The organism is Nocardia sp. CY41 (genome assembly GCF_009829325.1).
Classification (GTDB): Bacteria; Actinomycetota; Actinomycetes; order Mycobacteriales; family Mycobacteriaceae; genus Nocardia.
The window spans coordinates 263,133-285,197 of the sequence record NZ_VUOS01000005.1; the positions used below are offsets into that span (position 1 = coordinate 263,133).

12 protein-coding genes are annotated in these 22,065 nt (G+C 67.6%); 6 read left to right on the forward strand and 6 right to left on the reverse strand.

Going from position 1 to position 22,065, the window contains the following annotated elements; all coding sequences use genetic code 11:
- The first annotated feature begins 16 nt into the window (after positions 1-16).
- Positions 17-2,065, forward strand: a complete 2,049-nt coding sequence (locus GVY64_RS06425) for a M13 family metallopeptidase (protein WP_236566657.1) — start codon at positions 17-19, stop codon at positions 2,063-2,065.
- A gap of 47 nt (positions 2,066-2,112) precedes the next feature.
- On the opposite strand, the gene GVY64_RS06430 is transcribed toward GVY64_RS06425, so the two are convergent.
- Positions 2,113-2,775, reverse strand: a complete 663-nt coding sequence (locus tag GVY64_RS06430; RefSeq protein ID WP_159839656.1) for a TetR/AcrR family transcriptional regulator — start codon at positions 2,773-2,775, stop codon at positions 2,113-2,115.
- Between the two features lie 69 nt (positions 2,776-2,844).
- On the opposite strand from GVY64_RS06430, the gene GVY64_RS06435 reads away from it, so the two are divergent.
- From GVY64_RS06435 to GVY64_RS06445, 3 genes are all read left to right on the forward strand, one after another.
- Positions 2,845-4,290 (forward strand): MFS transporter, encoded by a 1,446-nt coding sequence (locus tag GVY64_RS06435; RefSeq protein ID WP_159839657.1) that lies wholly within the window; start codon positions 2,845-2,847, stop codon positions 4,288-4,290.
- 287 nt (positions 4,291-4,577) lie between these two features.
- A complete protein-coding gene (locus tag GVY64_RS06440; RefSeq protein ID WP_159839658.1) occupies positions 4,578-4,967 on the forward strand; it encodes a cupin domain-containing protein in 390 nt (129 codons plus the stop codon).
- A 104-nt stretch (positions 4,968-5,071) separates the two neighbouring features.
- On the forward strand, positions 5,072-5,509 hold the full coding sequence (locus GVY64_RS06445) for a nuclear transport factor 2 family protein (RefSeq protein WP_159839659.1): 438 nt from the start codon (positions 5,072-5,074) through the stop codon (positions 5,507-5,509).
- Here the strand turns inward: GVY64_RS06445 and GVY64_RS06450 are convergent.
- The 3 genes from GVY64_RS06450 to GVY64_RS06460 all read right to left on the reverse strand — a co-directional run bounded on the left by GVY64_RS06450 (position 5,458) and on the right by GVY64_RS06460 (position 9,286).
- Positions 5,458-6,591, reverse strand: coding sequence for an MAB_1171c family putative transporter (locus GVY64_RS06450; RefSeq protein WP_159839660.1), 1,134 nt, complete (start codon positions 6,589-6,591; stop codon positions 5,458-5,460). The genes GVY64_RS06445 and GVY64_RS06450 overlap by 52 nt on opposite strands.
- A 262-nt stretch (positions 6,592-6,853) precedes the next feature.
- Positions 6,854-7,987, reverse strand: a complete 1,134-nt coding sequence (locus GVY64_RS06455; protein WP_159839661.1) for a DUF6545 domain-containing protein — start codon at positions 7,985-7,987, stop codon at positions 6,854-6,856.
- A gap of 210 nt (positions 7,988-8,197) precedes the next feature.
- On the reverse strand, positions 8,198-9,286 hold the full coding sequence (locus GVY64_RS06460) for a DUF6545 domain-containing protein (RefSeq protein WP_159839662.1): 1,089 nt from the start codon (positions 9,284-9,286) through the stop codon (positions 8,198-8,200).
- 478 nt (positions 9,287-9,764) lie between these two features.
- Here GVY64_RS06460 and GVY64_RS06465 point away from each other — a divergent pair, with 478 nt between their 5' ends.
- Complete coding sequence (locus GVY64_RS06465; protein ID WP_159839663.1) at positions 9,765-10,742, forward strand: ABC transporter substrate-binding protein; 978 nt, start codon at positions 9,765-9,767, stop codon at positions 10,740-10,742.
- Positions 10,743-10,786: 44 nt separating this feature from the next.
- Positions 10,787-12,166, forward strand: a complete 1,380-nt coding sequence (locus GVY64_RS06470) for a SagB family peptide dehydrogenase (RefSeq protein ID WP_201297919.1) — start codon at positions 10,787-10,789, stop codon at positions 12,164-12,166.
- A gap of 96 nt (positions 12,167-12,262) precedes the next feature.
- Here GVY64_RS06470 and GVY64_RS06475 read toward each other — a convergent pair whose 3' ends face one another.
- Both GVY64_RS06475 and GVY64_RS06480 read right to left on the reverse strand, forming a co-directional pair.
- Complete coding sequence (locus GVY64_RS06475; protein WP_159839664.1) at positions 12,263-17,359, reverse strand: non-ribosomal peptide synthetase; 5,097 nt, start codon at positions 17,357-17,359, stop codon at positions 12,263-12,265.
- Between the two features lie 41 nt (positions 17,360-17,400).
- Complete coding sequence (locus GVY64_RS06480) at positions 17,401-22,011, reverse strand: non-ribosomal peptide synthetase (RefSeq protein ID WP_159839665.1); 4,611 nt, start codon at positions 22,009-22,011, stop codon at positions 17,401-17,403.
- Positions 22,012-22,065: the final 54 nt, after the last annotated feature.

Genomic DNA, 22,065 nt, shown 5'->3' on the forward strand with positions numbered 1-22,065 from the left:
CGGGGAGAGGATTCTCGTGACATCTACCGGTCGGCCAGCGAAGCTGGATCGTCGTGCCTTCCTGATCGCCCTCGGGGCCGTTCCCGCCGCCGCTGCCCTGGTCGCGTGCTCGGACGACACCGAACCCGCGAGCAGGACGCTCACCGGCGTCGATCTCAGCGGAGCCGACGAGACGATCCGGCCGCAGGACGATCTGTACCGGCACGTCAACGGGAAGTGGCTGCGCGAGTACCAGCTGCCGCCGGACAAGGTCAGCTACGGCTCGGGCAGTGAGGCGGGCGATCGTACCGAGCAGCAGCTGCGGGAGATCATCGACGGCATCCGGGACCCGAAGCCCGGCTCGGAAGAGCAGCAGATCAGGGACCTCTACGACGCCAGGGTGGACTGGGACGAGATCGAACGGCTCGGCATGACGCCGCTGGCGCCGCTGCTGGCGAAGATCGACGGCGCCGCCACCAAGGCGGACCTGGCCAAGGTGATGGCCCAGCTGCCGATCGGTGGGTTGATCGGACTCGGCATCGGCGTCGACCGGAAGAATTCCAACGCCTACATCCCTTCGGTCGGCCAGTCCGGGCTCGGCCTGGGCGAGCAGTACTACCGGAAGCCGGAGTACGGCGAGGTGCTCGCGCAATACCGCACCTTCCTGGAGCGGATCGCCGCGGGCGCGGGGTTCGCCGACCCGGCCGGCCTGGCACAACGGGTGTTCGACCTGGAGAAGCGCATCGCGCCCGCCCATTGGGACAACGTGCGCAACCGCGACACCGACGCGACGTACAACGTCTACAGCTGGGCCGATATGACCGCGCTCGCCCCCGGCTTCGACTGGGATCCGTGGCTGGCCGGGAACACCGACCGCCCGCGCGAGTTGTTCGCGACGATGGTGGTGAATCAGCCGTCCTTCATCACGGCGGCGGGGCAGCTGTGGACCGAGGTCGACATCGCCACGTGGCGGGACTACCTGAAACTGTCCGTGCTGCGGGAGTTCGCGCCGTATCTGCCCAAGGCTGTCAACGACGCGAATTTCGACTTCAAAGGCAGAATTCTCAACGGGCAGGACCAGCGCCCCGAACGATGGAAGTACGGGGTGGGCATCGTCGACGAAAAGCTCGGCGAGCAGCTCGGGAAACTGTACGTGGCCAAGCATTTTCCGCCCGAGGCCAAGGAGCGGGCCAAGGAAATGCTCGCCGACGTCGTCGCGGCCTATCGGGAGAACTTCACCAATTCGACCTGGATGTCACCCGCGACCAGGGCGGCTTCGCTGGCGAAACTGGACAAGATCGATCCCAAGATCGGTTACCCGGACAAGTGGATCGACTATTCGACGCTGAAGATCACCAAGGGCAAGCTGATCGAGTCGCTGCTGGCCATCAACGAGTTCGAGGTCAAGCGTGCGTTCGCGCGACTGGGTACCCCGGTCGACAAGTCCGAGTGGGGCATGTCGCCGCAAACGGTGAATGCCTACTACTCGTCGACGTCCAATCAGATCGTCTTCCCCGCCGCCTACCTCCAGCCGCCCTTCTTCGACAAGGACGCCCTGCCCGCCGTCAACTACGGCGCGGTCGGGTCCACCATCGGGCACGAGATCGGCCACGGCTTCGACGACCAGGGCTCCAAATACGACGGCGACGGCAACCGCCGCGACTGGTGGACGCCCGAGGACCGCGCCGCGTTCGACGCCAAGGCAAAACAACTGGTCGACCAGTACAACGCGCTCGTCCCCGAGGGGCTCGAGCCGAACCAGCACGTCAACGGCGAACTGACCGTGGGCGAGAACCTCGCCGATCTGCGCGGCCTGCAGATCACGCTGGCCGCCTTCCGCATCGCCGAAAAGCGCCGCGGCATAGATGATCCCGACTATCGCACCATGTTCCTGTCCTGGGCCCGCAGCTGGCGGGAGAAGCAGACGAAGGAACTCACCGTCCGCTACCTCAGCATCGATACGCACTCCCCCAACGAGTTCCGCTGCAATCAGGTCGTGCGCAACCTCGCGGAGTTCTACAAGACGTTCGAGGTGAAGGAAGGCGACAAGTTGTACCTGCCGCCGGATCAGCGCGTCACCTTCTGAGCGTCCCCGACGGAGCATTCGAGCCCGCCTTGTGGCGGGCTCGAATGCTATGCGGACCGGAGCAGACCGTCGATGAGAGCGTCGAGGCCGAATTCGTAGGTGTCCTGGGCGGCGAGAGATACGTATTCGGAGCCGAGGGCGGCCAGGCGCGGGTAGGTCTCGGGGTCGAGGTCGGCGAAGACCTGGGCGCGGAACGTGGGGCGACCCTCCTCGGCCCGGCGAGCGGAACGGGCGCGCACGATGAGATTGCCCGCCGTGAACTGCCAGACGGCGCGGTACGCCTGGACAGCGCGATCCAACGGTAAGCCGCCCGCGACGAACCCGTCCACGATGGATTCGGTGACCCAGAGCGCCGAGACACCGAGAAGGTCGTCGGCGGCGAGGATCTCGACGACCCACGGGCGCAGGGCGAGCGCGTCGTGCATGGCTCGCGCCGCCACGCGGACGCGCAGGCGCGGATCCTGCGGCAGCTCCGGCCACACCACCTGCTCGGCGTAATCCGCGAGCAGCAGCCGCAGCAGGTCTTCCTTGTCGCGGACATGGTGGTAGAGCGCCATCGGCGTGCAACCGAGTTCGGCGGCGAGGCGGCGCATCGTCAGCTTCTCCACGCCCTCGGCCTCGATCACCGAGTTGGCCGACGCGACGATCTCCGCCCGGGAGATACGCGCAGGTCGGCCGGTGCGTTGGGGCTGCGACGGCGACTTCGGCATGAACCCATCTTCGCCCATGCCTCGAACCGGGTGTGGACACGGGGCGTCTCACCCGGTTACTTTCTATACATGTATAAAAACTCTGTCGGGCTGCCGGGCGTCGCGTTGACGGCGGTGGCCGTCGCGCAGTTCATGGTCGCGTTGGACCTCGCGGTGGTGAACGTCGCGCTACCGGCCATCCGCGCCGATCTGGGCTTCGCGGCGGTCGATCTGGCGTGGGTGGTGCACAGCTACGCGCTGACCTTCGGCGGGTTCCTGCTACTGGGCGGGAAGGCGTGTGATCTGTTCGGGCGGCGCAGGTTGTTCACCGCCGGGCTCGTCGTGTTCGGCGTCGCCTCGCTGACCGGTGGGTTCGCGCAGGAGCCGTGGCAGCTCGTCGCCGCGCGAGCGGTTCAGGGACTCGCGGCGGCGGCCGTGGCGCCCGCCGCTTTGGCCACGCTGACCACGACGTTTCCGGAAGGGCCCGCCCGCGTGCGGGCACTCGGAGTATGGAGCGCGGTGAACGCGGCGGGCGGCGCGCTCGGCGTGCTGATGGGTGGATTGCTGACCGAATACGCCGACTGGCGCTGGGTGATGTTCGTCAACGTCCCGATCGTGGCGCTCGCCTCGCTCGCGGCGGTGGCCGGCGTGGCGGCCGATCGAGTGAGCGGGCGCGCGCGGATCGACGTGCCGGGCGCTGTACTCGGCACCGGCGGAACAGGTTTGCTCGTGGTGGGCGTGGTGCGCAGCGAACACCACGGTTGGGTCTCCGCCGCCACGGGCGTCACGCTCGGCTCGGCGGCGGTGCTGCTCGCGGCTTTTCTCGCGGTCGAGGCACGGACATCGACGCCATTGGTTCGGCTCGGACTGTTCGGCAACCGCTGGGTGACGGGCGCGAATGTGTTCGTCTTCCTCGCCGGAGCAGGGCAGTTCAGCGCGTTCTATCTGCTGTCGCTGTACCAGCAACAGGTGCTCGGTATGAGCGCGGGCGCGGCGGGCGCGGCTTTCGTGCCGTTCTCGGTCAGCGTCATCGCCGGGACGGTGGTGGCCACCCGCGTGGGCGGCCTGCGTTCGCCGAAAGCGGCGCTCGTTCTCGGCGGGGTGCTGACCACGGCCGGTATCGGCTGGTTCGCCTTCATCAGCGCCGACGGCAGCTTCCTCACCGACGTCCTCGGCCCCTCGCTGCTCGGCGGTTTCGGTCTCGGACTCTGCCTGGCTCCGGCGGCCGCGGCCGCGACCATGGGCGTCACACCCCACGAAGCGGGCATGGCCTCCGGCGTGTTCAACAGCGCACGCCAGCTCGGCGGCTGCGTCGGCGTGGCCGCGCTCGCCACCGTCGCGGCGGCGCGCACCGGAGACAGCGCCGCACCGGCAGCTCTGAACGACGGTTACGCGCTCGCACTGTGCTGCGCGGCGGGACTTTTCGCCGTGGCGAGCGTCGTCGCCGCGACCGTGCTGCCGGGGACGCACCGCACGGCCACAGCGACGCCGGAGGAGAAGAAGAGCACCGCGGAACTTCCGGTCGCGCGTGCATGAGAGATTCCGTGGCATCGGCCGCCTTGCCGGAGCCGATCGGACTCTCACCGCGCGGTCGTTCCCATCGCGTGGGACAACCTCGAAGTGGTCGGAGCCTCAGCGGCACAACGCTTTCGCGCAGCCCGACACCGCCGACGCAGAACTATGGCCAGGCCGACCAACTCGTCACCGAGGAATCCTCGCACCGGCTCTGCGGTGCGCGATCGACGCGACCGCCGCCGACCGCTCCGCCCCCACCGAAACCGCGAAACCGAGCCGCCTCACACAACGCACCGAAAGGACACTCAGTGAACCAGACCTCGATCGACCTCTTCAGCCGGGCGATTCGTTTCGACCACGACGGCCACGTAGCAGCCGGTGAACGCCGGATGAGCACCGGCGACGGCGACTGGCAACTCGCGACATTCCATGTCGAATCCGATGCCGACGTCCATGCCGATCAGTGGGAAGTCCACCCGAGCAGTGACGAGGCGGTGTGCTGCCTGGCCGGTGCGTTGCGCCTCTACCTGCGAGCCGAGCAGCCCGGCGACGACGAGACGATGGTGCGCCTCACCGCGGGCACCGCTTTCGTCGTGCCCCGCAACCGCTGGCACCGCATCGAACTGGACGAGCCGTCCGACATCATGTCCATCGGACTACGCCACGGAACCCGGCAGGAGCCCGTCGCCGCACGGTGAGTCGCCGTTGTTCCCGCGCGGGGAGGCAATGCGCGGGAACAACCCTGCAGCGCAACGTCCGATTGCCGCCGGTCATGGCCCCGCCGGGCGGACAGACTGGCCGCATGACATCGACGACCGACCCGATGACCGTCCTGACCGGAATGTACGCGGCAGAGGCGGAATACCTGGCGGCCGGCGGGCCGGGTAGCGCCTCGTTCGAGCTGCTGGCTCCCTTCTTCCACACCGCGGTGGTGCTGCACCAGGCCGAGAGCCTGCCGTATGGCGGTACCTGGCGCGGCCACGACGGCATGGAACGGTTCTTCCACGCCATGCGCGACACCTGGGAGAAATTCGATATGCGGGAGCAGCGCTTCCTCGCGGCCGGGGAAACCGCCGTGGTGCACACCGAGGTACACGCTCGTGCCCGCGCGACCGGCCGGGAACTCAGCTTCGCGATCTTGCAGACGATCGGCTTCGCCGACGGGCGCATCGCCGAGGTGCGTCCCTTCTATTGGGATACGGCGGCGATCGTCGGCGTCTGCACTCCGATCGACCGGTAATCCACCGCGGCAACGGCTCCCGGCCATAGCCGGGCCAGTTCCAACAGAAACCGGAACTCCGCCGCACGATCGCGAACCTCGGCCTGCGCTGTACCCGCGACGGCCGAGTTCGAAGCCGGCGTGCTTCCGTCGCGCTTGGCTCGCACGGCCAGCGCGACCTGAAACGCATAGTGGCGCACGTCGTTGTCGATCGACTCGGGCGAGCCGGGCTCGGACGAGGCGGGCACATATGGCTTCAAGTGCAGCAGCGCGTCCCAGATCTCGACGGTCATCCGGTAGAGCTGGGACGTGGCTTCCCTGGGGGCGGAGTGATCCTCGGCCAAGACCACTTCGGGCACCACGGCGGTGAGATCTCGCCACAGCGGCCGCAAGCGACGGCAGGCACGACCGGTCTGATCCCAACCCGTCCGCGCCATCAGCGCGGCGACCAGAGGGATCACCGCCAACAGGGTCACCGCGGAGAACATGAGGACTGCCGCGACCGCCCACGCCTTTCCCGGCTCGCTCGGCGGCGTACCGGCGAGCGAGCGACCGACCATGATCGTCATCGAGATCGACCAATAGACCGAGAACGCGAGCAACACAGCGAAGGTGAGCTTCTCCCGCACCGCGACGCCTCCGGCGCGCAACTCGCGAACGCAGGCACGGCCGAAAAGCAAGCCACAGAACGCCCCGGGAAGGGCCGACAACGTCCAGACGACTTCGACGTAGTCGATCCGCCAGGCCCACTGCAGGACCGGTGCGACGACGATCAGCGAAACGGCGACGGCGGCCGCCATCGCGTCGTATCGCCGCTGACGCCGGTGAACGGTTGCCACATCGGCACCGTCGACGAGCCTGGCCAACCCGTAGAAACTGGCGAGTGCCAGGAGACCACAGCCGAGGTAGAGGCGCGGTCCGAGGTCGGGACGATGCATTGCGACGACCACCTCGTACAGCAGCAGACCCAGGAGGTTCCAGCTGAACGTACGGTTGATCAGCCGATCGGACGCCGTCTCGTCGACGAGCAGCCAGCGCCCCGCGGTCATGAGCGCGACGAAGACGACAACCGACAGCACCACCGGAGCCGGAACAGCGTTCATCTCGATCGACGGTATGTCCTCGCACGGCGCGAGGCCAGCCCGGGCGCGAACCCGTTGCGCCGCTTTCCGATCAGCGGACGGGTACGGCGGCGCTCGCGTCCTCGCACAGATATGCGCGAGCAGCGCTTTCTCGCGACCGGGGACACCGCCGTGGTGCACACCGAGGTACCCGTCCGAGTCCGCGCGACGGGCCGCGACCTCGACTTCGCGATCCTGCAGACGATCACCTCGTGGATGGCCGCATCGCCGAGATGCGGCCCTTCTACTGGGATACCGCCGCGGTGGCGGACGCGTGCGACGGATCCGCTCCGGTGCCGACCACGGCTGCCGCCTTGGGCCATTCGCGCGCCAAACGGATCAGGAATCGCAGCTCCGCCCTGCGATCGCGTTCCCCGGCCCGCACCTCGCCGCGAGCGGAGGAATCGGTCGTGGGCGCGCGGCCGTGCCGCTTCGCCCGGGCGGCACCTGCCGCGCGAAGCGCGTAGGCGCGCACGTGGTCCCGGCTGACGCTGGGCGAGCCGAGTTCGGACGCGTCGGGAGCGTACGGCTTCAAATGCAGCAGCGCGTCCCAGATCTCGACGGTCATCCGGTAGAGCCGCGAGGCGGAATCGCGTGGTGCGGAAGGGTCGTCCAGCAGAACGACTTCTGGTACCGCGGCGGTCAATTCGCACCACAGGGGCCGCAGGCGACGGCAGATACGGCCGGCCCGATCCCAGCCCGCTCGCGCCACCAGCACCGTGACCAGCGGGATCGCCGTCAGCAGCGTGATGGCAGCCAGCATGAGGACCGCCACTACGGCCGCCACCGTCCCGGATCGACTCGGTGGGGTGCCGGCGAGTGATCGAACGAGCAGGATCGACCACGAGATCGCCCAATAGAGCGCGAAAGCCAGCAACAGGGCGTAGGTGAACTTCTCCCTTGCCGCGGAGTCCGCGACACGCAGTTCGCGAACGCAGGCGCGGGCGAAGAGAAAGCCCGACAAGCATCCGGGAATCGCCGACAAGGTCCAGACGAGTTCGGTGTAGTCGAAGTGGAACATGCTGTGCGCGACCGGTGCGCCGACGATCAGAGACGCGGCGACAACGACGGCGATCGCGTCGTATCGGCGCTGACGCTCCCGCGAGCCCGTCGCGTCGGCGCCGTCGACCAGCCGGGCCAGGCCGAAGAAACTCGAGAGCGCGATCATGCCCGGCCCCAGGTAGAGACACTTGGCGAAGTACGGATGACCCATCGCCGCCATGATTTCGTACAGCATGACGCCGGTCAGATTCCAGCTCCACGTGCGGTTGATCAACCGGTCGGAGTTCGTCTCGTTGACGAAGATCCACCGCCCGATCGTCATGGGCACGACGAAGACGACGACCGCGATCACCAACCAGACCGGTACAGCGTCCACCGTGGTGACTGTAGATCCCGAGACGGTGCGCGGCCACCGGGAACGGGTCAGCGCGCGCCACGACCGTCGACTCCCCGGAGTCCGCCATCTTGTCCGCCTCGGTGATCTCGGCGGCCTCGTCGTAGACGTACGTAGTCCTCGCCGACGATCCGGCGCCGAGGGCAGACTCGCCGCCAGGCCGACGACCGTGAGGGTGCGGCGTCGGCAGCATCATCCTCGGCTCCCCCGCCCGGCGCTGAGCCGCGGCAACCGGTCTGCGAGGTAGGCGCGTTTGGCCTTCGGCCACCGGGCCGCCAAGGCCAACAGGTGACGCAGTTCCACGTCGTGACCGGCGGTGGCGTCCGCGCCGGAGACGGCGACGAGTCCGGCTTCGGCCTCGCGCACGATGCGCAGGGTGTGGCCGCGGATGTCGTCGGGCGGATAACCGGACGCATGTCTGCGCAGTTGCAGCAGTGCGTCGCGGATCTCGATCGCCATCCGGTAGCGGCGCAGCGCCGGGCCGCGGCGGTGGTCGTCGTCGACCAGCACGACATGCGGGACCGCGGCGGTGAGATCGGTCCACAGCGGTAGCAAGGTGCGGCAATCGCGGCTGTCGCGATCGCAGCCGAGGCGGACCAGCAGCATGCGCACCAGCGGGATCGCAAGCAGCGCCGTGATGACGGCGAAGAAGGCGAATCCGCTCAGCGACCACCCTTCGCCCTGATCGGTCGGTGAGACGCCCACGAGGCTTCGCCCGAGCACGAGCACCGCGTAACAGATCCAGAAGGCGCCGACGCCGCTCAGGGCGAGGTAGGTGAGCCGCTGGGTGATCGAAGTCCCGGCGGAACGAATCTCGCCGATCCCCGCGCGGATGAGCAGGAAACCCGCGGCGGCCAACGGCAGGCAGGTCGCGGCGGCGCTGAAGGCGTACCACCGTGCGGACGTCCCGGCAGGCAGCATGCTCAGGACTGTCGCCACATCGATCAGGACGGTGATCCCGCCCGCCGCGACCGCGACCACGTCGTATCGGCGCTGCCGCCGAGGAGCGTCACGGGGATCCGCGCCGGCCAGCAGTCGTGCGACGCCGTACACACTGCCCGCGGTCAGGAATCCGACCATCGCCCCCAGGTGCGTGACGATCGCCGGGACGGCGAATCGAACCGTCACGACCGCAAGGAGCATGCCGATTGCGGCGCAGCCCAGCGCCCGGTTGATCAGGCGATCGGTCGCGCTGTCACGGACGAAGATCCAGCGCAGGACCGCGACGAGAACGGCGAGACAGGTGACCGCCACCGTGGGGGCCAGCGGTACCGCCGTCATTTCCGCGAAACCCGCGGGGCGATCCCGTCATCGGTCACGGCCGGAGCGTTCATGGCTCGAACGATAGGGGCCGGTCGGCGACGAAGCCACTCGACCGTCGTTCTCCGCTCACGCCTGGGCAGAATCCCCCGGGCACCCGGTCGGGCAGTCGCGCCCGGCCGGTGAGACCACGCGGCATCGGGCATTGCGCAACGGAACGCCGAGCGGCACCGTCACCCACTCCGCGGGCGGTGCCCCGACCACCTCGCTGAGCCGTTCGCAGGCAAACAGGTGGAGCTGGTAAGCACCCGACCGGCGGTGACGACCGCCATGGAGGCCGTAAGCGGCACCATGATCGAGATTGGACTCGGCCGGTCACCGAGCGATGAGGTCAGCCGCTCGGCCACCTTCTCAGGGATCCGGAAGATAGGTTAGCCTTGGCTGAGTTGGCCCTCGGTGGGCCGAGCTGGGGAGGTTCCCCGATGAAGGAGGTTCAACGATGAAGCGTGTTCGAGCACCCCGCGTGTGGACGAGGGCGGCGGTGGCCGTACTGGCCGGTGCACTCACTCTCGGCGTCACCGCGTGCGGCTCGTCGGACGACGATTCCGCTTCCGGCGATCGGATCACCATTACCCACGCGCGTGGAGAAACCACCATCGAAGGAACCCCGAAGAAGATCGTCGCCCTCGGCAACCAGTGGCTGGATGCCACTCTGGCGCTCGGTGTGAACCCGGTCGGCTACGTCGACACCATCGCCATGGTCTCCCAGAGTGCGCCCCCATGGGAGCCGAAGTCGCTGGAATCCGCGAAGGTTCTCAACCCGATGGGCAATATCGCCGAGCAGGTCGCCGCGTTGGAGCCGGATCTCATTCTCGCCGATACATTTCTCGCCGATCAGAAGAATTACGACGAGCTCAGCAAGGTCGCGCCCACTCTGCCCGGCCTCACCAAGGACACCGTCACCCCGTGGCAGGACCAGGTGACCGCGCTGGGCAAGGTGCTGCGCAAGCAGGATGAGGCGAGCGCGGTGATTTCGAATGTGGACAAGAAGATCGAGGGGATCATCGCGGCCAACCCAGGACTGAAAGGCAAGACCTTCGCCAGCACCTGGCTGAGCGGGCCCACCCAACTGATGGTGCTCACCGACCAGAACGACGGCTCCGCCAAGGTATTCGCCCAGCTCGGCCTGACCATCCCGAAGAATCTCACCGAGCAGCCCGCAAGCCAGGGTCGTCTGGCATTGTCGCCGGAGCGCGCCGACGAACTCACCGCTGATCTGTTGTTGGCCGGCTACTCCCCCGGCATGGATGAGGCCTATCGCAAACTGCCGGGATACGCCGACCTGCCCGCCGTGCAGAAGGGCTCGGTCGTGTTCCTGACCACTCAGGAGATCAGCGCCGTGAACCAGCCGACCGCTCTCTCGGTGCCCTACATCTTGGACAAGATCTCGCCCGCGTTCGCCGCTGCCTCGAAATAAGCAGCGCCCCGATCGAATTGGTTCGACAAGCGGAGGTTAGCGGTTTGCCCGCTGTCAGATATCCCGACCAGACCAGATTCGCCCTGCGGGACGGCGCCACCTGCCTGACTCTCCCCACGGGCGCGATTCTGCTGAATCCGCCGCGCAACGAGAAGCTGACCGGCCTCCCCGCCGGTCAGCTTCAAGCGCTGAAGATGCTGAACCGCGGCCCAGCGACAGTATCGGAGCTGTCCACGGCAGCGGGCGGAGCCGATGTCACGGACTTGATGGACCGACTCGCCCGCAGTGGCTGGTTGGCGGTGACGCTGCGCGACAGCGGGCGCGACCTCTACACCATCCGCCCGTTCGCACTGCCCGGCCCCCGACCGACAGCGCCGTTCCCCGGACCGGTGACGCTGTCGAAGTTCGCTGTGCTGCATCGGGACTCGCACGGCTTCGTGCTGGAACACCCGCTGGCTTGGTGCGATCTGCGCATCCACGATCTACGGCTGCTCACACTGCTCGACCAGCCTGCCGCAGCCGATACCGATCTGCCGCCCGCGCTCATCTCGCGGTTCACCGAAGATCTGCACTGGTGCGGCTTCCTGGTCGCGGATTCGGATGCGGAGGACCGGCAGTTCACCACATGCAGCTGGAATCCGCCGGATCTGTGGTTCCATCGCCGCAGCACCCTGGGCGACCGCACCATCACTTGGGAGAACTTCGGCCCCACCAAGTGGGCGAAGGGCAGGTTCGCGCAGCCGCCGGCGCGCAAGGCGAGTTATCCCGGCGAGCCGGTATCGCTCACCATCCCCGATCTGGCGGCCGCCAGGGCCGATGACCCGACCTTGACGACTGTGCTCGAAGACCGCGTTTCGACCAGAGCCTTCGATGACGCGCGGCCGATCACCAGCGATCAGCTGGCGGAATTGCTCTATCGCACGGCCCGGACCCGCAGCACGCGTCCGGCAGGCGAGGGTGAGGAACTGGTATCACGCCCTTATCCCTCGGGCGGCAGCGTCTACGAACTCGAGATCTACCCGATCGTGCGCAACGTCGCCGGCCTGGCACCCGGGATGTACCACTACGACTCGTTCGACCACGTGCTGCGGCCGGTCGCGGCGGCGGATTCGCCCGCGGTGGCCCGGCTTCTGAAAGCTACGTCCGCGACGTTGACCAACGGCGCCGAACCTCAGGTTCTCCTCGTCATGGCGGCACGGTCCGGCCGGGTGATGTGGACCTACGAGCAGGTCGCCTACGCCGTCATCCTCAAACATGTCGGCGTCTTGATGCAGACGATCTATTTGGCGGCAACCGCCATGGGCTTGGGCGCGTGCGCCCAAGGATTCGGCGACACCGCCGCTTTCGTCGCGGCGGCGGGGGTCGATGAACTGGAGGAGTGCAGCGTCGGCAGCATGATCGTCGGTTCGGCGCCGCCGCGCTGACCGGCTCAGCCGCGAACGTCTCCCGCCGAGCACATGAAAATACGAGGTCCCAGCGCTTTTCAGCGCTGGGACCTCGTATTTCGAAGGGCGGGCGGCTCAGCCGCGCGCCGACCAGGATTCACGCAGAGCCCGCAGCGCGTCGTCGTCGAGGCCGGAGACCGACATCGGGGCGTGATGACGATCCTCCTTCTCCGGCTCGGCGGACTCGGCGGTAGGCGGATTCGCGATGGCGTCGTCCACCGCGGCGGCCAGCTCCGCGATCGTGAAATGCTCGAATACCATCTGCGGCGCCAGCGGTAGGCCTGACTCGCCGGCCCTGGCGGCCCATTGGATCGCGATGACGCTGTCGCCGCCGAGTGCGAAGAAGCCGTCTTCACGCCCGATACCGGTGATGTCGAGGAGCTCTTCGAGAATCGAAGCCAGGGTGCGCTCGGTGTCGGTTTTCAGCGATGCGGGTGCGTTCTCACCCCGATGGTCGGAGGCCACCGCGGTCGACGCCTGATGTACGACCGATCTGGTGGCATCCCAGCCCTCCGGCAGGATGTCCAGTTCACCGAGCGCTCGATCGGGCTGCTCGGTGAAGGCTTGGATCACCCGCACCAGCACATCGGCGAAGATCTCGCCGGTCGTCGCGTCGTAGAGATCCGAGTTCACCACGACACGCGCCGTCAGGTCACCGTTGGGCTCCGCGGTGTAGTCGAGGTGGAAGTCCATGAACGAGACTTCATAGTACTTGGCGATACTGGTCACGACCGTCGCGCCGTCCTCGGTGAGGTCGGTGGGCTGCACGCGGTTGCGGAAGTGCATCACCACCTGGAACAGCGGATTGCGCGACAGCGAGCGGGGTGGATTGATCGTCTCGACCAATCGCTCGAAGGGCACGCCCTGCCTAGTGATAGCGTCCAGCGCCGAATCACGCACCCTGCCGAGCACCGCGCGCGGCGTCGGATCACCGGACAAGTCGTTGCGCAATACCACCATATTGGCGAACAAGCCGATCATGTCCTCGGTCACCGCGTCGAGGCGATTCGCCACGGCGACGCCGATCGGCAGGTCGTCGCCCCCACCGAGCGCGTGCACGGTCGCGGCACTCACCGCCTGGCACAGCATGAAGTCGGTCGCGCCGGCCGCCTCGGCATGCGCCTTGGCGATCTGCCAGGTGGCCGCGGGGACAACCCTGGTGGTACTCAGGCCATCGTGTCCCAGCACCGCTGGACGCGGCCGGTCGTGGGCGACGGCGATCTCGTCCGGTATTCCGGCCAGCGCCTCGCGCCAATCATCGAGCAGCGCCTGCCCGTACGCGCTGGCCTCGCCGCGACCCGGCCCGCGGTCGAATACCTCGCGCTCCCACATCGCGAAATCGGCGAACTGGATGGCGAGTTCCGGCCAGTCCGGCGATTCGCCGCGTAACCGGGCACGATAAGCCCGCGTGAGATCGGCGACGAAGATCTGGCATGAACGCCGGTCGGCGATGATGTGGTGCATCAGGATCGATAGCACATGCGTCTGCTGATCGAGGACCAATAGGCGAAGCCGCAGCAGCGGTTCGCTTCGCAGATCGAAGACGTAAGCGGCGTCCTGTGCCAGTTCCCGCTCGAGCTCGGCGGCGGCATCTAGGGCCTCACCGCCGAGTTCGATGGTGGGCACCGGCACCGGGCCGGCCGGGTGCACGTGCTGGTACGGCGTACCTTCGTGCTCCGGGAAGGTGGTGCGCAGCGACTCGTGACGGGCCACGACGTCATCGATGGCGCCGCGGAGGGCTTCGAGGTCGAGCGGACCGTCGAAACGGAGTGGGTACGCGACGTTCTCGCCGTCGATCGCACCCTCGAGCCGCCGCTGCAACCAGTACACCCGTTGCGAGTACGACAGCGGGATATGTTCCGGCCGCGGCCGTCGCACCAGCTCCGGCCGGACGGATGCCCGGGCCTCGACAACGGCTCCGGTCTCCCCGACCGGCTCGCCGCCGGGTTCGTCGAGTGCGGCGACCTCATCGATGTCGACGCCGAACTCGTCGAGGAACTGGGCGACCAGATACGCGCTCAGCCCGGTGACGGTTGGGGTGTCGAATGGAACGCGCATGTCGATCTCGATACCGAACTCCGCCCGAATCATCGAGATCAGCCGCGCCGCCAGCAACGAGTGGCCGCCGAGTTCGAAGAACGAGTCGTCGGCGCCGATCCGGTCGCGGTCGAACAGCCTGCGGTAGAGGTCGGCAACCCGGATCTCGGTCGGCGTCCGTGGCTCCCGGTAGGTGCGCGTCAGCGTCGGTTCGGGCGTCGGCAGCGCGCGCTTGTCCAGTTTCCCGTGTGCGGTGAGCGGAATCTCGTCGATCACCGTGAACGCCATAGGGACCATGTACTCGGGCAATGTTGCCGCGATATGCGCGCGGACCGCGTCGACGTCGAGGTCGGCGCCCGGCGCGGGCACGAGGTAGGCCGCGAGAATCGGACCGAGCGACTCGTGCTCGGTGACCACCGCGACGGCGTGTGCGACATCGGGGTGGTCGGTGAGGGCGGCTTCCACCTCACCGAGTTCGATCCGATAACCGCGCACTTTGACCTGTTCGTCCGCGCGGCCGACGAATTCGATCTCTCCCGCGGCGTTACGGCGGGCGAGGTCTCCGGTGCGGTACAGCCGTCCGCCCGGCAGGAACGGATCGGCGACGAAGCGTTCCGCGGTCAGGCCGGGGCGATGCAGATAGCCGCGGGCCAACTGACGACCGCCGAGATAGATCTCGCCGACTACGCCGTTCGGCACCAATTGCAGGGCTTCATCGAGAAGGTAGAGGTAGACGTTGCGATTCGGAATGCCGATCGGCACGATCCCGGTACCCTGCGGTCCCTCGACCGCCATGTGCGTGGAGCACACAACCGCTTCGGTGGGCCCGTAATGGTTGCGCAACTCGGCGTCGAAGAGCGAGGTGAACCGGTCGGCAACCTCGCCAGGCAAAGCCTCACCGCCGACCGGGACGTGTCGCAGTGTCCTCCAGTCGTTGACGTCGGGGAGCATCAGGAATGTCGCCAGCATCGAGGGCACCATGTGCAGCACTGATATCCCATGGCGGGTCACCAGGTCGGCGACATAGGGAATGTCCCGGTAAGCGTGCGGTTTCGGGATGACCACCCGTGCGCCCGCGACCAACGTGAGGAAGATGTCCGCCACCGATGCGTCGAAACTCACCGAGGTCGATTGCAATACCCGGTCCTGCGCGGTGAGGTCCCATTGCGCGACGAAGCTCGTCAGATGCTCGGCGATCGCCTCGTGCGGAACGGAGACGCCCTTCGGCTTGCCCGTGGAACCCGAGGTGTAGATCACGTACGCGGTGTTCGACGGTCGCAACGGGGCAACCCGTTGCGTATCGGACGGATTCGTGTCGGGCAGCGTGGCCGCGGCGGCCTCCGCCGCCGCGAATGCCGCGGCATCGAGGGTCGATCTCGGCCGGGCGTCGCCGAGCAGATAGTCGATCCGCTCCTCCGGGTAGGCGGGATCGATCGGCAGGTATGCCGCGCCGGCCTTGAGCGTGGCCACGGCAGCGACGACGAATTCGACGGAGGTCGCCATTCGCAGCGCGACGATGTCCTCGGCGCCGATACCTTGGCCGATCAGCCAGTGCGCCAATCGGTTCGCACGCTGGTTGAGCGTGTGGAAGCTGAGTTCGATCTCGTCCGAGGCCACGGCGACATGATCGGGCGTCGCGGCCACCTGGTCCTCCAGCAGGGCGACCACCGTAGTCGGCTGCTCGGGGACGAGCGTGCCATGCGAGGCTTCGAGGACGTCGGCACGATCGGCGCCCAGCATGTCGATGTCGTGCAGGCGCCGGTCCGGTTCGCGCAGTGCGCTGTCGAGCAGCTGGATGTAGTGGTCGAGGAACTGCTCGACGAGTCGCTCGTCCAGTTCGTCGACCAGATAAGTGGCCTCGACGCGAGGCTCCGCGTCGTCGAGGATCACCATCAGGCCCAGTTCCTCCTGGGCGACCGCACTGCCCAGCGCCAATTCGGTGCACTCGATGCCGGGGAATTCGAAACCGTTCGCGGCGCCGCGCGTCGTGAAGCTCAGCTGGACCAGCTGCGCCAAGCCGTCTCGTCCGGCCACCCGTTCGGGGCTCACCGCGCGGATCACCTCGTCGACGCCGGCACGCTGGTGGGCGAATGCGTCGAGGCAGGTGGCTTTGGTGGCATCGAGAAGGGTCGCGAAGGTCTCGTCGCCATCGGGGGTAGCGCGGATCAGCACCGTATTGCCGAAGTAGCCGATGAGGGCCTCGGCGCCGCGGCCGGTGCGGTTGCTCACCGGCACCGATACGAGGAAATCCGTCGCCGCCGTGTAGCGATGCACCACCGCCTCGAACGCCGTGAGCAGCACGGTGAACGGGCTCGCCGAGTGCTCGCGCCCGATGGCGGTGACCTTGTTCAGAAGCTCCGGCGCCAGTCGTCGCACGCAGCGGCCTGCGTTCTTGGACCGCGCGCTTCCCGCGTGTTTGCCCGGCAGCTCGAGCCGCTCGGGCAGAGGAACCAGCTCGGCGCGCCAATAGGCCAGGTCGGCAGCCGGGATTTCCTCGCCCTGTGCGGCAGCGTCGACATCCACGTATTGCGCGTGGATCTCCGGCAGCGCGCCATCCCGATAGCCCGCGTTCATCTCGGCGAAGAACACGGGCCAGGAATCGTCGTCCCAGCTGATGTGGTGAACGACCAAGATGAGGATGTGCTCGGCCGCGCCGGTGCGCACCAGCGTCACGCGCAGCGGCGATTCGGCGGACAGGTCGAAGGGACGAGCGAACTCCCGGCGCGCGAGTACCTCGATCCGCCGGCTTCGGCCGCTTTCCGGCAGTTCGGTGAGGTCATGCTCTTGCCAGGAGAAGTCGGCCTCGGCGCGAGAGACCTGATACGGCTCGCCGGACTTGTCGACGTGGTAGGTGGTGCGGAGGATCTCGTGCCGGGCGACCACGGTGGCGCACGCCGCGCGGAGCCGATCGGGCTGCAAGTCACCGTCCAGGCGGTAAGCGACGCACACGTTCAGTGTGGTGTCGTCGGGATCGAGTTGCTGCACGAACCACATGCGGCGCTGTGCGGCCGAGAGCGGGCTCGGCTCGCCACCGCTTCGGGCAGGCACGGTTGTCGGCGTAGGCGCCTGCAAGTTCTGCTCACGCAGTCGCTGCTGCAGCAATTGCTTCCGACGCTCGAGAATATCTTCTGACATGGTCGTCCTTCAGTCGACGGGGGCGCTTGCGGGTCGGCGGATCACAAGTCGGAAACCGCTGTGCGGTCGACCGAGATCGGCGACAACGCGCGTTCGAGCGATGCCACAGCCGCACGCCAGAGTCCGGCGAACCGATGCACGTCGGCTTCGGTGAACACGGCGTCGCTCCAACGCAGCAGAGTGACCAATTGCGGGCCCGCCGGCGTCGCGTGCACCGCCGCGATCACGTCGATCGCGTGCCGGAGCGGGAATTCGGGTTCGGGCGACATCGGAAGTCGCTCGAGCAGTTCGGTGTCGGTCACCGGCGTCCACGGCTTGTTCGCACCGACGAGATCGAGGCGCCCGAGATAGTCGAACAACACCTGCGGCTCCGGCGCGCCGACGAGTTCGGGTACCTCCTCGAGATAGCGAAGCACGCCGTAATCCAGACCGCGGTTCGGTATCTCCGTCAGCTGTGCGGCGATGGCATCGATCAGTGCCCTCGCCTCGGCCGGAGAATTCTGTGCAGCATCGATATCCACGTATTCCGCACCCGCTCCGAAGCGCGCCGGGAATATGCTCGTGAACCAACCGACCGTACGCGCCGTATCGATGTCTTCGCCGAGCAACGCGTCTTCGCGACCGTGGCCTTCCATCGCGACGTATGCCCCGCCGGTCGGATCCTGGCCACGCGAGACGCGCCAAGTCGCCAAGGTCATGGTGAGCGCGGCGAGGAGGAACTCGCGGACGCCGAGTTCGCCGGCAAGGCCGTCGAGGATCGCGGCCGTCGTCTCGACGGGGACGAGTACGGGGTGGACGTGACACGAGGACAACGTGTCCGTCTTCGGATCGGGGCGCCGAGCACCGAGCACCGGATCCGCTCCGGTGGATTGGCGCAGCCAGTATTCGCGCTGGGCGGCGACGTCCACAGCGCCGGCGCGCGCCCGGATCCGCTCCGCCCACAGGCGGTACCCGGTGTACTCCTCGGCTGGAGCCAAGGCCGGGATCTGCGCGGTGGCGGTCTGACCCGGTGCGGTGAGCCGGGCCCAGCTCTCGGCTAGATCGGCACAGATGATGTACCAGGAGACCGGGTCGACCGCGATGTGATGGATCGAAAGCAGAAGCAGATCAGGGGCTTCGGATCGGGTGAACCAGACCGCACGCACCAGGTCACCGGCGAGCGGGTCGATCTGCGCCGCGGCGCTGCGCGCGTGGGCCGCGAGGTTCGCCCGGAAGTCCGCGCCCTCCCGCACCCGGGTCAGGATGTCGGCCGCGCGGACACAACCCGGCGCGCGGGTGTGCAGGTCGTATCCGGTGGCGGTCTCGCTGAAGCGGGACCGCAGCAGGTCGTGTCCGTCCAGGACGGACTGCAGCGCGGCCTCCAGTCTCGGCTGGTCCACTCCCGGGGGAAGCTCGAGCAGGGTGCACAGCGACAATCTGCGATATCCGCCGTACTCGTGCATCCACGACAGGATCGGAACCCGGCCGATGGCGCCGTAGTCCTCCGCCGTCGCCGCGCGGCCCGGTGTCACTCCGGAATCGATTCGTGCGGCCAGTTCCCGGATCGTGCCCGCGGTGAGCACCATCCGCGGGCTGGTCGATATTCCCTTTCCGCGAAGCGCGTTCACCAGCGAGATGGCGACGATGCTGTCGAGGCCGAACTCGACCAGATCGTCTTCGACACCCGGCTTCGCGCCTCCGGTCAGTTCGGTGACCACAGCGCAGAGGCTGCGTTCGGTCTCGGTCTTCGGGCCTTCGCCGCCTGCGCTGGACAGCGCTTCCCGCGCTGTCACCTCCAACTGCCGGGCGTCGAGCTTGCCGTTGGTGGTCACCGGGAGGGCGTCGAGGACCAGAATGCGATGCGGGATCATGTATGTGGGCAGGCGCTCGGCGAGGTCTGCTCGTATCTGGGCGGTCGTGCCGTCCGCGCCGACCACGAACCCCACCAGCGTCGGGCCGCTCGGGCGGCGGACCGCGATCACCGCGGCCGCACGCACCTGCGGCAACGACAGCAGCGCGGTTTCGATTTCACCTGTCTCGATGCGGTAGCCGCGAATCTTCACTTGGCCATCCGCGCGTCCCAGGTACGCCAGGTCACCGGAGGGCAACCGCTGCACCAGATCTCCGGTGCGATACATCCGCTCACCGGAGCGGAATGGGTCCGCGACGAATCGTTCCGCGGTGACACCCGACTTCCCCACGTAACCGCGGGCCAGCTGCGCGCCGGACAGATAGAGCTCACCGACGACACCGTCCGGGACCGCCCGTAGCCCCGAATCGAGGACGTATCCGGTCATGCCCGCGGTCGGAACGCCGATCGTCGGCGTCGCGGCGGCGTCGGCCACCGAGGCCACCACGGCCTCGACCGTCGTCTCGGTAGGCCCGTAGCAGTTGTACACCGCGGTATTCGGCAGAGCGCACAGCTGTTTCCACAACGCCACGCCGATGGCCTCGCCGCCCAACGCCAGGATCGCCGGCCCGGCGGTACCACGATCATCGATCAACCCGGCTGCCGCCAGCTGCGCGAACATCGAGGGTGTCGTGTCGATCATGTCCACTCGGTGCCGGTTCATACCGTCGACGAGCCGTTGCGCGTCCCGCATCTCCTCGGCGCCGAACAGGTGGATCATGTGGCCGTCGAGCAACCCGATCAGCGGCTGCCATGAGGCGTCGAAACTCAACGACCAGGCGTGCGCGATCCGCAACGGCCGACCCAATCGAGCCACCGCAGGCCGATAGACCCGGTCGCGGTGGTCGGCGAAGTAGCTCGCCAACGCCTCGTGGGTACCCATCACGCCCTTGGGCTCTCCTGTCGAACCGGACGTGAAGATCAAGTAGGCGCATCGCGCGGGCTCGAACGATGGCGAGGCCATCACAGAACCTTTCGCGTTCACCGCGTCGCTCATAGCGAGCACCGGGGGCAGACCGGCGACTTCGGCCAGTGCGGCGGCGCGCGCGCCGTCCACCAGTACCAGGCGCGGCTTCGATTGACGCACGATGGTTTCGATGCGCGCGGCAGGTAGGTCGATGTCGACCGGAACGTACGCGGCCCCCGCGGCGAGCACCCCCAGGATCGCTACGATCGACTGCGCGGATCGCGGCAAGGCGAGTGCGACGACGTCTTCGGCGCCGATCCCGCGCTGTGCCAGCACAGCCGCCAAGCGGGACGCGGACTCGGACAACTCACGGTAGGTGTACCGCTCGTGTTCGGTGGTCAGCGCGAGCGCGTCGGGCGTCGCCGCGACCTGACGGGCGAACAACTCCGGCACCGTCGCGCCGAGTATGTCCTGCGCCGTCGCCTCGGGAAGTCGTGGACGTTCGTGCGGCAGCAGCACATCCAACGCACCCTGATCCCCGTCGCCGAGAGCGGGCAAGCGGCGCAGGACGGAAACGAGCCGGGCGACCAGATCCGAGACGGAAAGCCGGCCGAGCAACGCGGGGACGGCCTCGACTCCCACCGACAATTCGCCGTCCAGCAGATACGACACCACCGCCAGCGGGTAGTGGGTGAGGCCTTGTGATACCGACATCTGGAACCGGGCGCCATCGCTCGTGGTGATCGCCCCGAACACGTCGGCCACGGGGGCGTTCTCGAAGACGAAAAGGGTGTCGAAGAGCGCGCCCCGGCCTACCGCGCGCTGGATGGTCGACAGGCTCAGGTAACCGATGTCCCGCATCGCCGCCGCCTCGCGCTGGAGCTGTGCGCAGGCTCCCGCGACGCGGTCGGCATCGAATTCTCTCGTGCCCAGCTGGATTCGCACGGGAATGGTGTTGATGAACAGGCCGATCATCGTCTCCACGCCGGACAGCTCATCGGGTCGTCCCGAGACGGTGGTGCCGAACACCACTTCCCGGCGATCGGTGAGCCTGCCCAGCACGAGAGCCCAGGCGAACTGCACCACGGTGTTCATGGTGAGCCCGTGCGCGCCCGCCCAGCGCCGCACCCGGTCGGTGTCGACCGCGTCCATCGTCAGCTTGTGCACCTCGGGCACGATCGTGTTGACGATCGAGGATGAGCGCTCACCGAGGATGAGCGGCTCGACATCGCCGAGATAGTCGGCCCACAGGCGCAGGTCCGCTTCGCTGTCCCGGGCCGCCAGCCAGCCGATGTAGTCGCGGTAGGGCCGGGGCGCGGGCAGCGCGGCGGCCGACCCTCCCGCCTGATACACCGCGAAGACCTCGCGGAAGAACACACCGAGTGACCATCCATCCATCAGGATGTGGTGCGCGGTCAAGATCATCCTGCGCGACCCGTCGGGCAGCGTCGCGAGCACGACCCGCAAAGCCGGGCCGCGCTCCAGGTCGAAGCCGCGACGCGCTTCCGATTCCGCGATGGCGGCGAATTCGTATGCATCCGCGACACGCTCGAACCAGGGCAGCTCGATGGAACGCGGCACGATCTGCACCGGCCTCGGCAGATCCCGGTCCCAGAACACCGCGCGCAGGTTGGCGTGCCGCCGGACGATGGCCTCCACGCTGCGACGCAACAGCGCCACATCGACCGGACCGGTGATCTCGACCTCGATCTGCATGATGTAGAGATCGTCGGCGCCGGCCAATTCGGCCAGGGAGAACAGGCCCTCTTGCAACGGGCTCAGCGCGAGCACGTCTTCGATTTCCGGCAGCGCCGCCGAATCACGCGCGGCATCGGGCGCTTGTGTCTTCTCCGACATGAAGCCGAACTCCTCAGCGGTTGTTCTCGGACATCAGCAACACAACGAAAGTGC

What these genes read in the sequence shown, in the direction of transcription:
- GVY64_RS06430 (WP_159839656.1), bottom strand. Translation starts at nt 2,775, where the DNA reads ATGCCGAAGTCGCCGTCGCAGCCCCAACGCACCGGCCGACCTGCGCGT.
- GVY64_RS06435 (WP_159839657.1), top strand. Translation starts at nt 2,845, where the DNA reads ATGTATAAAAACTCTGTCGGGCTGCCGGGCGTCGCGTTGACGGCGGTG.
- GVY64_RS06445 (WP_159839659.1), top strand. Translation starts at nt 5,072, where the DNA reads ATGACATCGACGACCGACCCGATGACCGTCCTGACCGGAATGTACGCG.
- GVY64_RS06450 (WP_159839660.1), bottom strand. Translation starts at nt 6,591, where the DNA reads ATGAACGCTGTTCCGGCTCCGGTGGTGCTGTCGGTTGTCGTCTTCGTC.
- GVY64_RS06460 (WP_159839662.1), bottom strand. Translation starts at nt 9,286, where the DNA reads ATGACGGCGGTACCGCTGGCCCCCACGGTGGCGGTCACCTGTCTCGCC.
- GVY64_RS06465 (WP_159839663.1), top strand. Translation starts at nt 9,765, where the DNA reads ATGAAGCGTGTTCGAGCACCCCGCGTGTGGACGAGGGCGGCGGTGGCC.
- GVY64_RS06475 (WP_159839664.1), bottom strand. Translation starts at nt 17,359, where the DNA reads ATGTCAGAAGATATTCTCGAGCGTCGGAAGCAATTGCTGCAGCAGCGA.
- GVY64_RS06480 (WP_159839665.1), bottom strand. Translation starts at nt 22,011, where the DNA reads ATGTCGGAGAAGACACAAGCGCCCGATGCCGCGCGTGATTCGGCGGCG.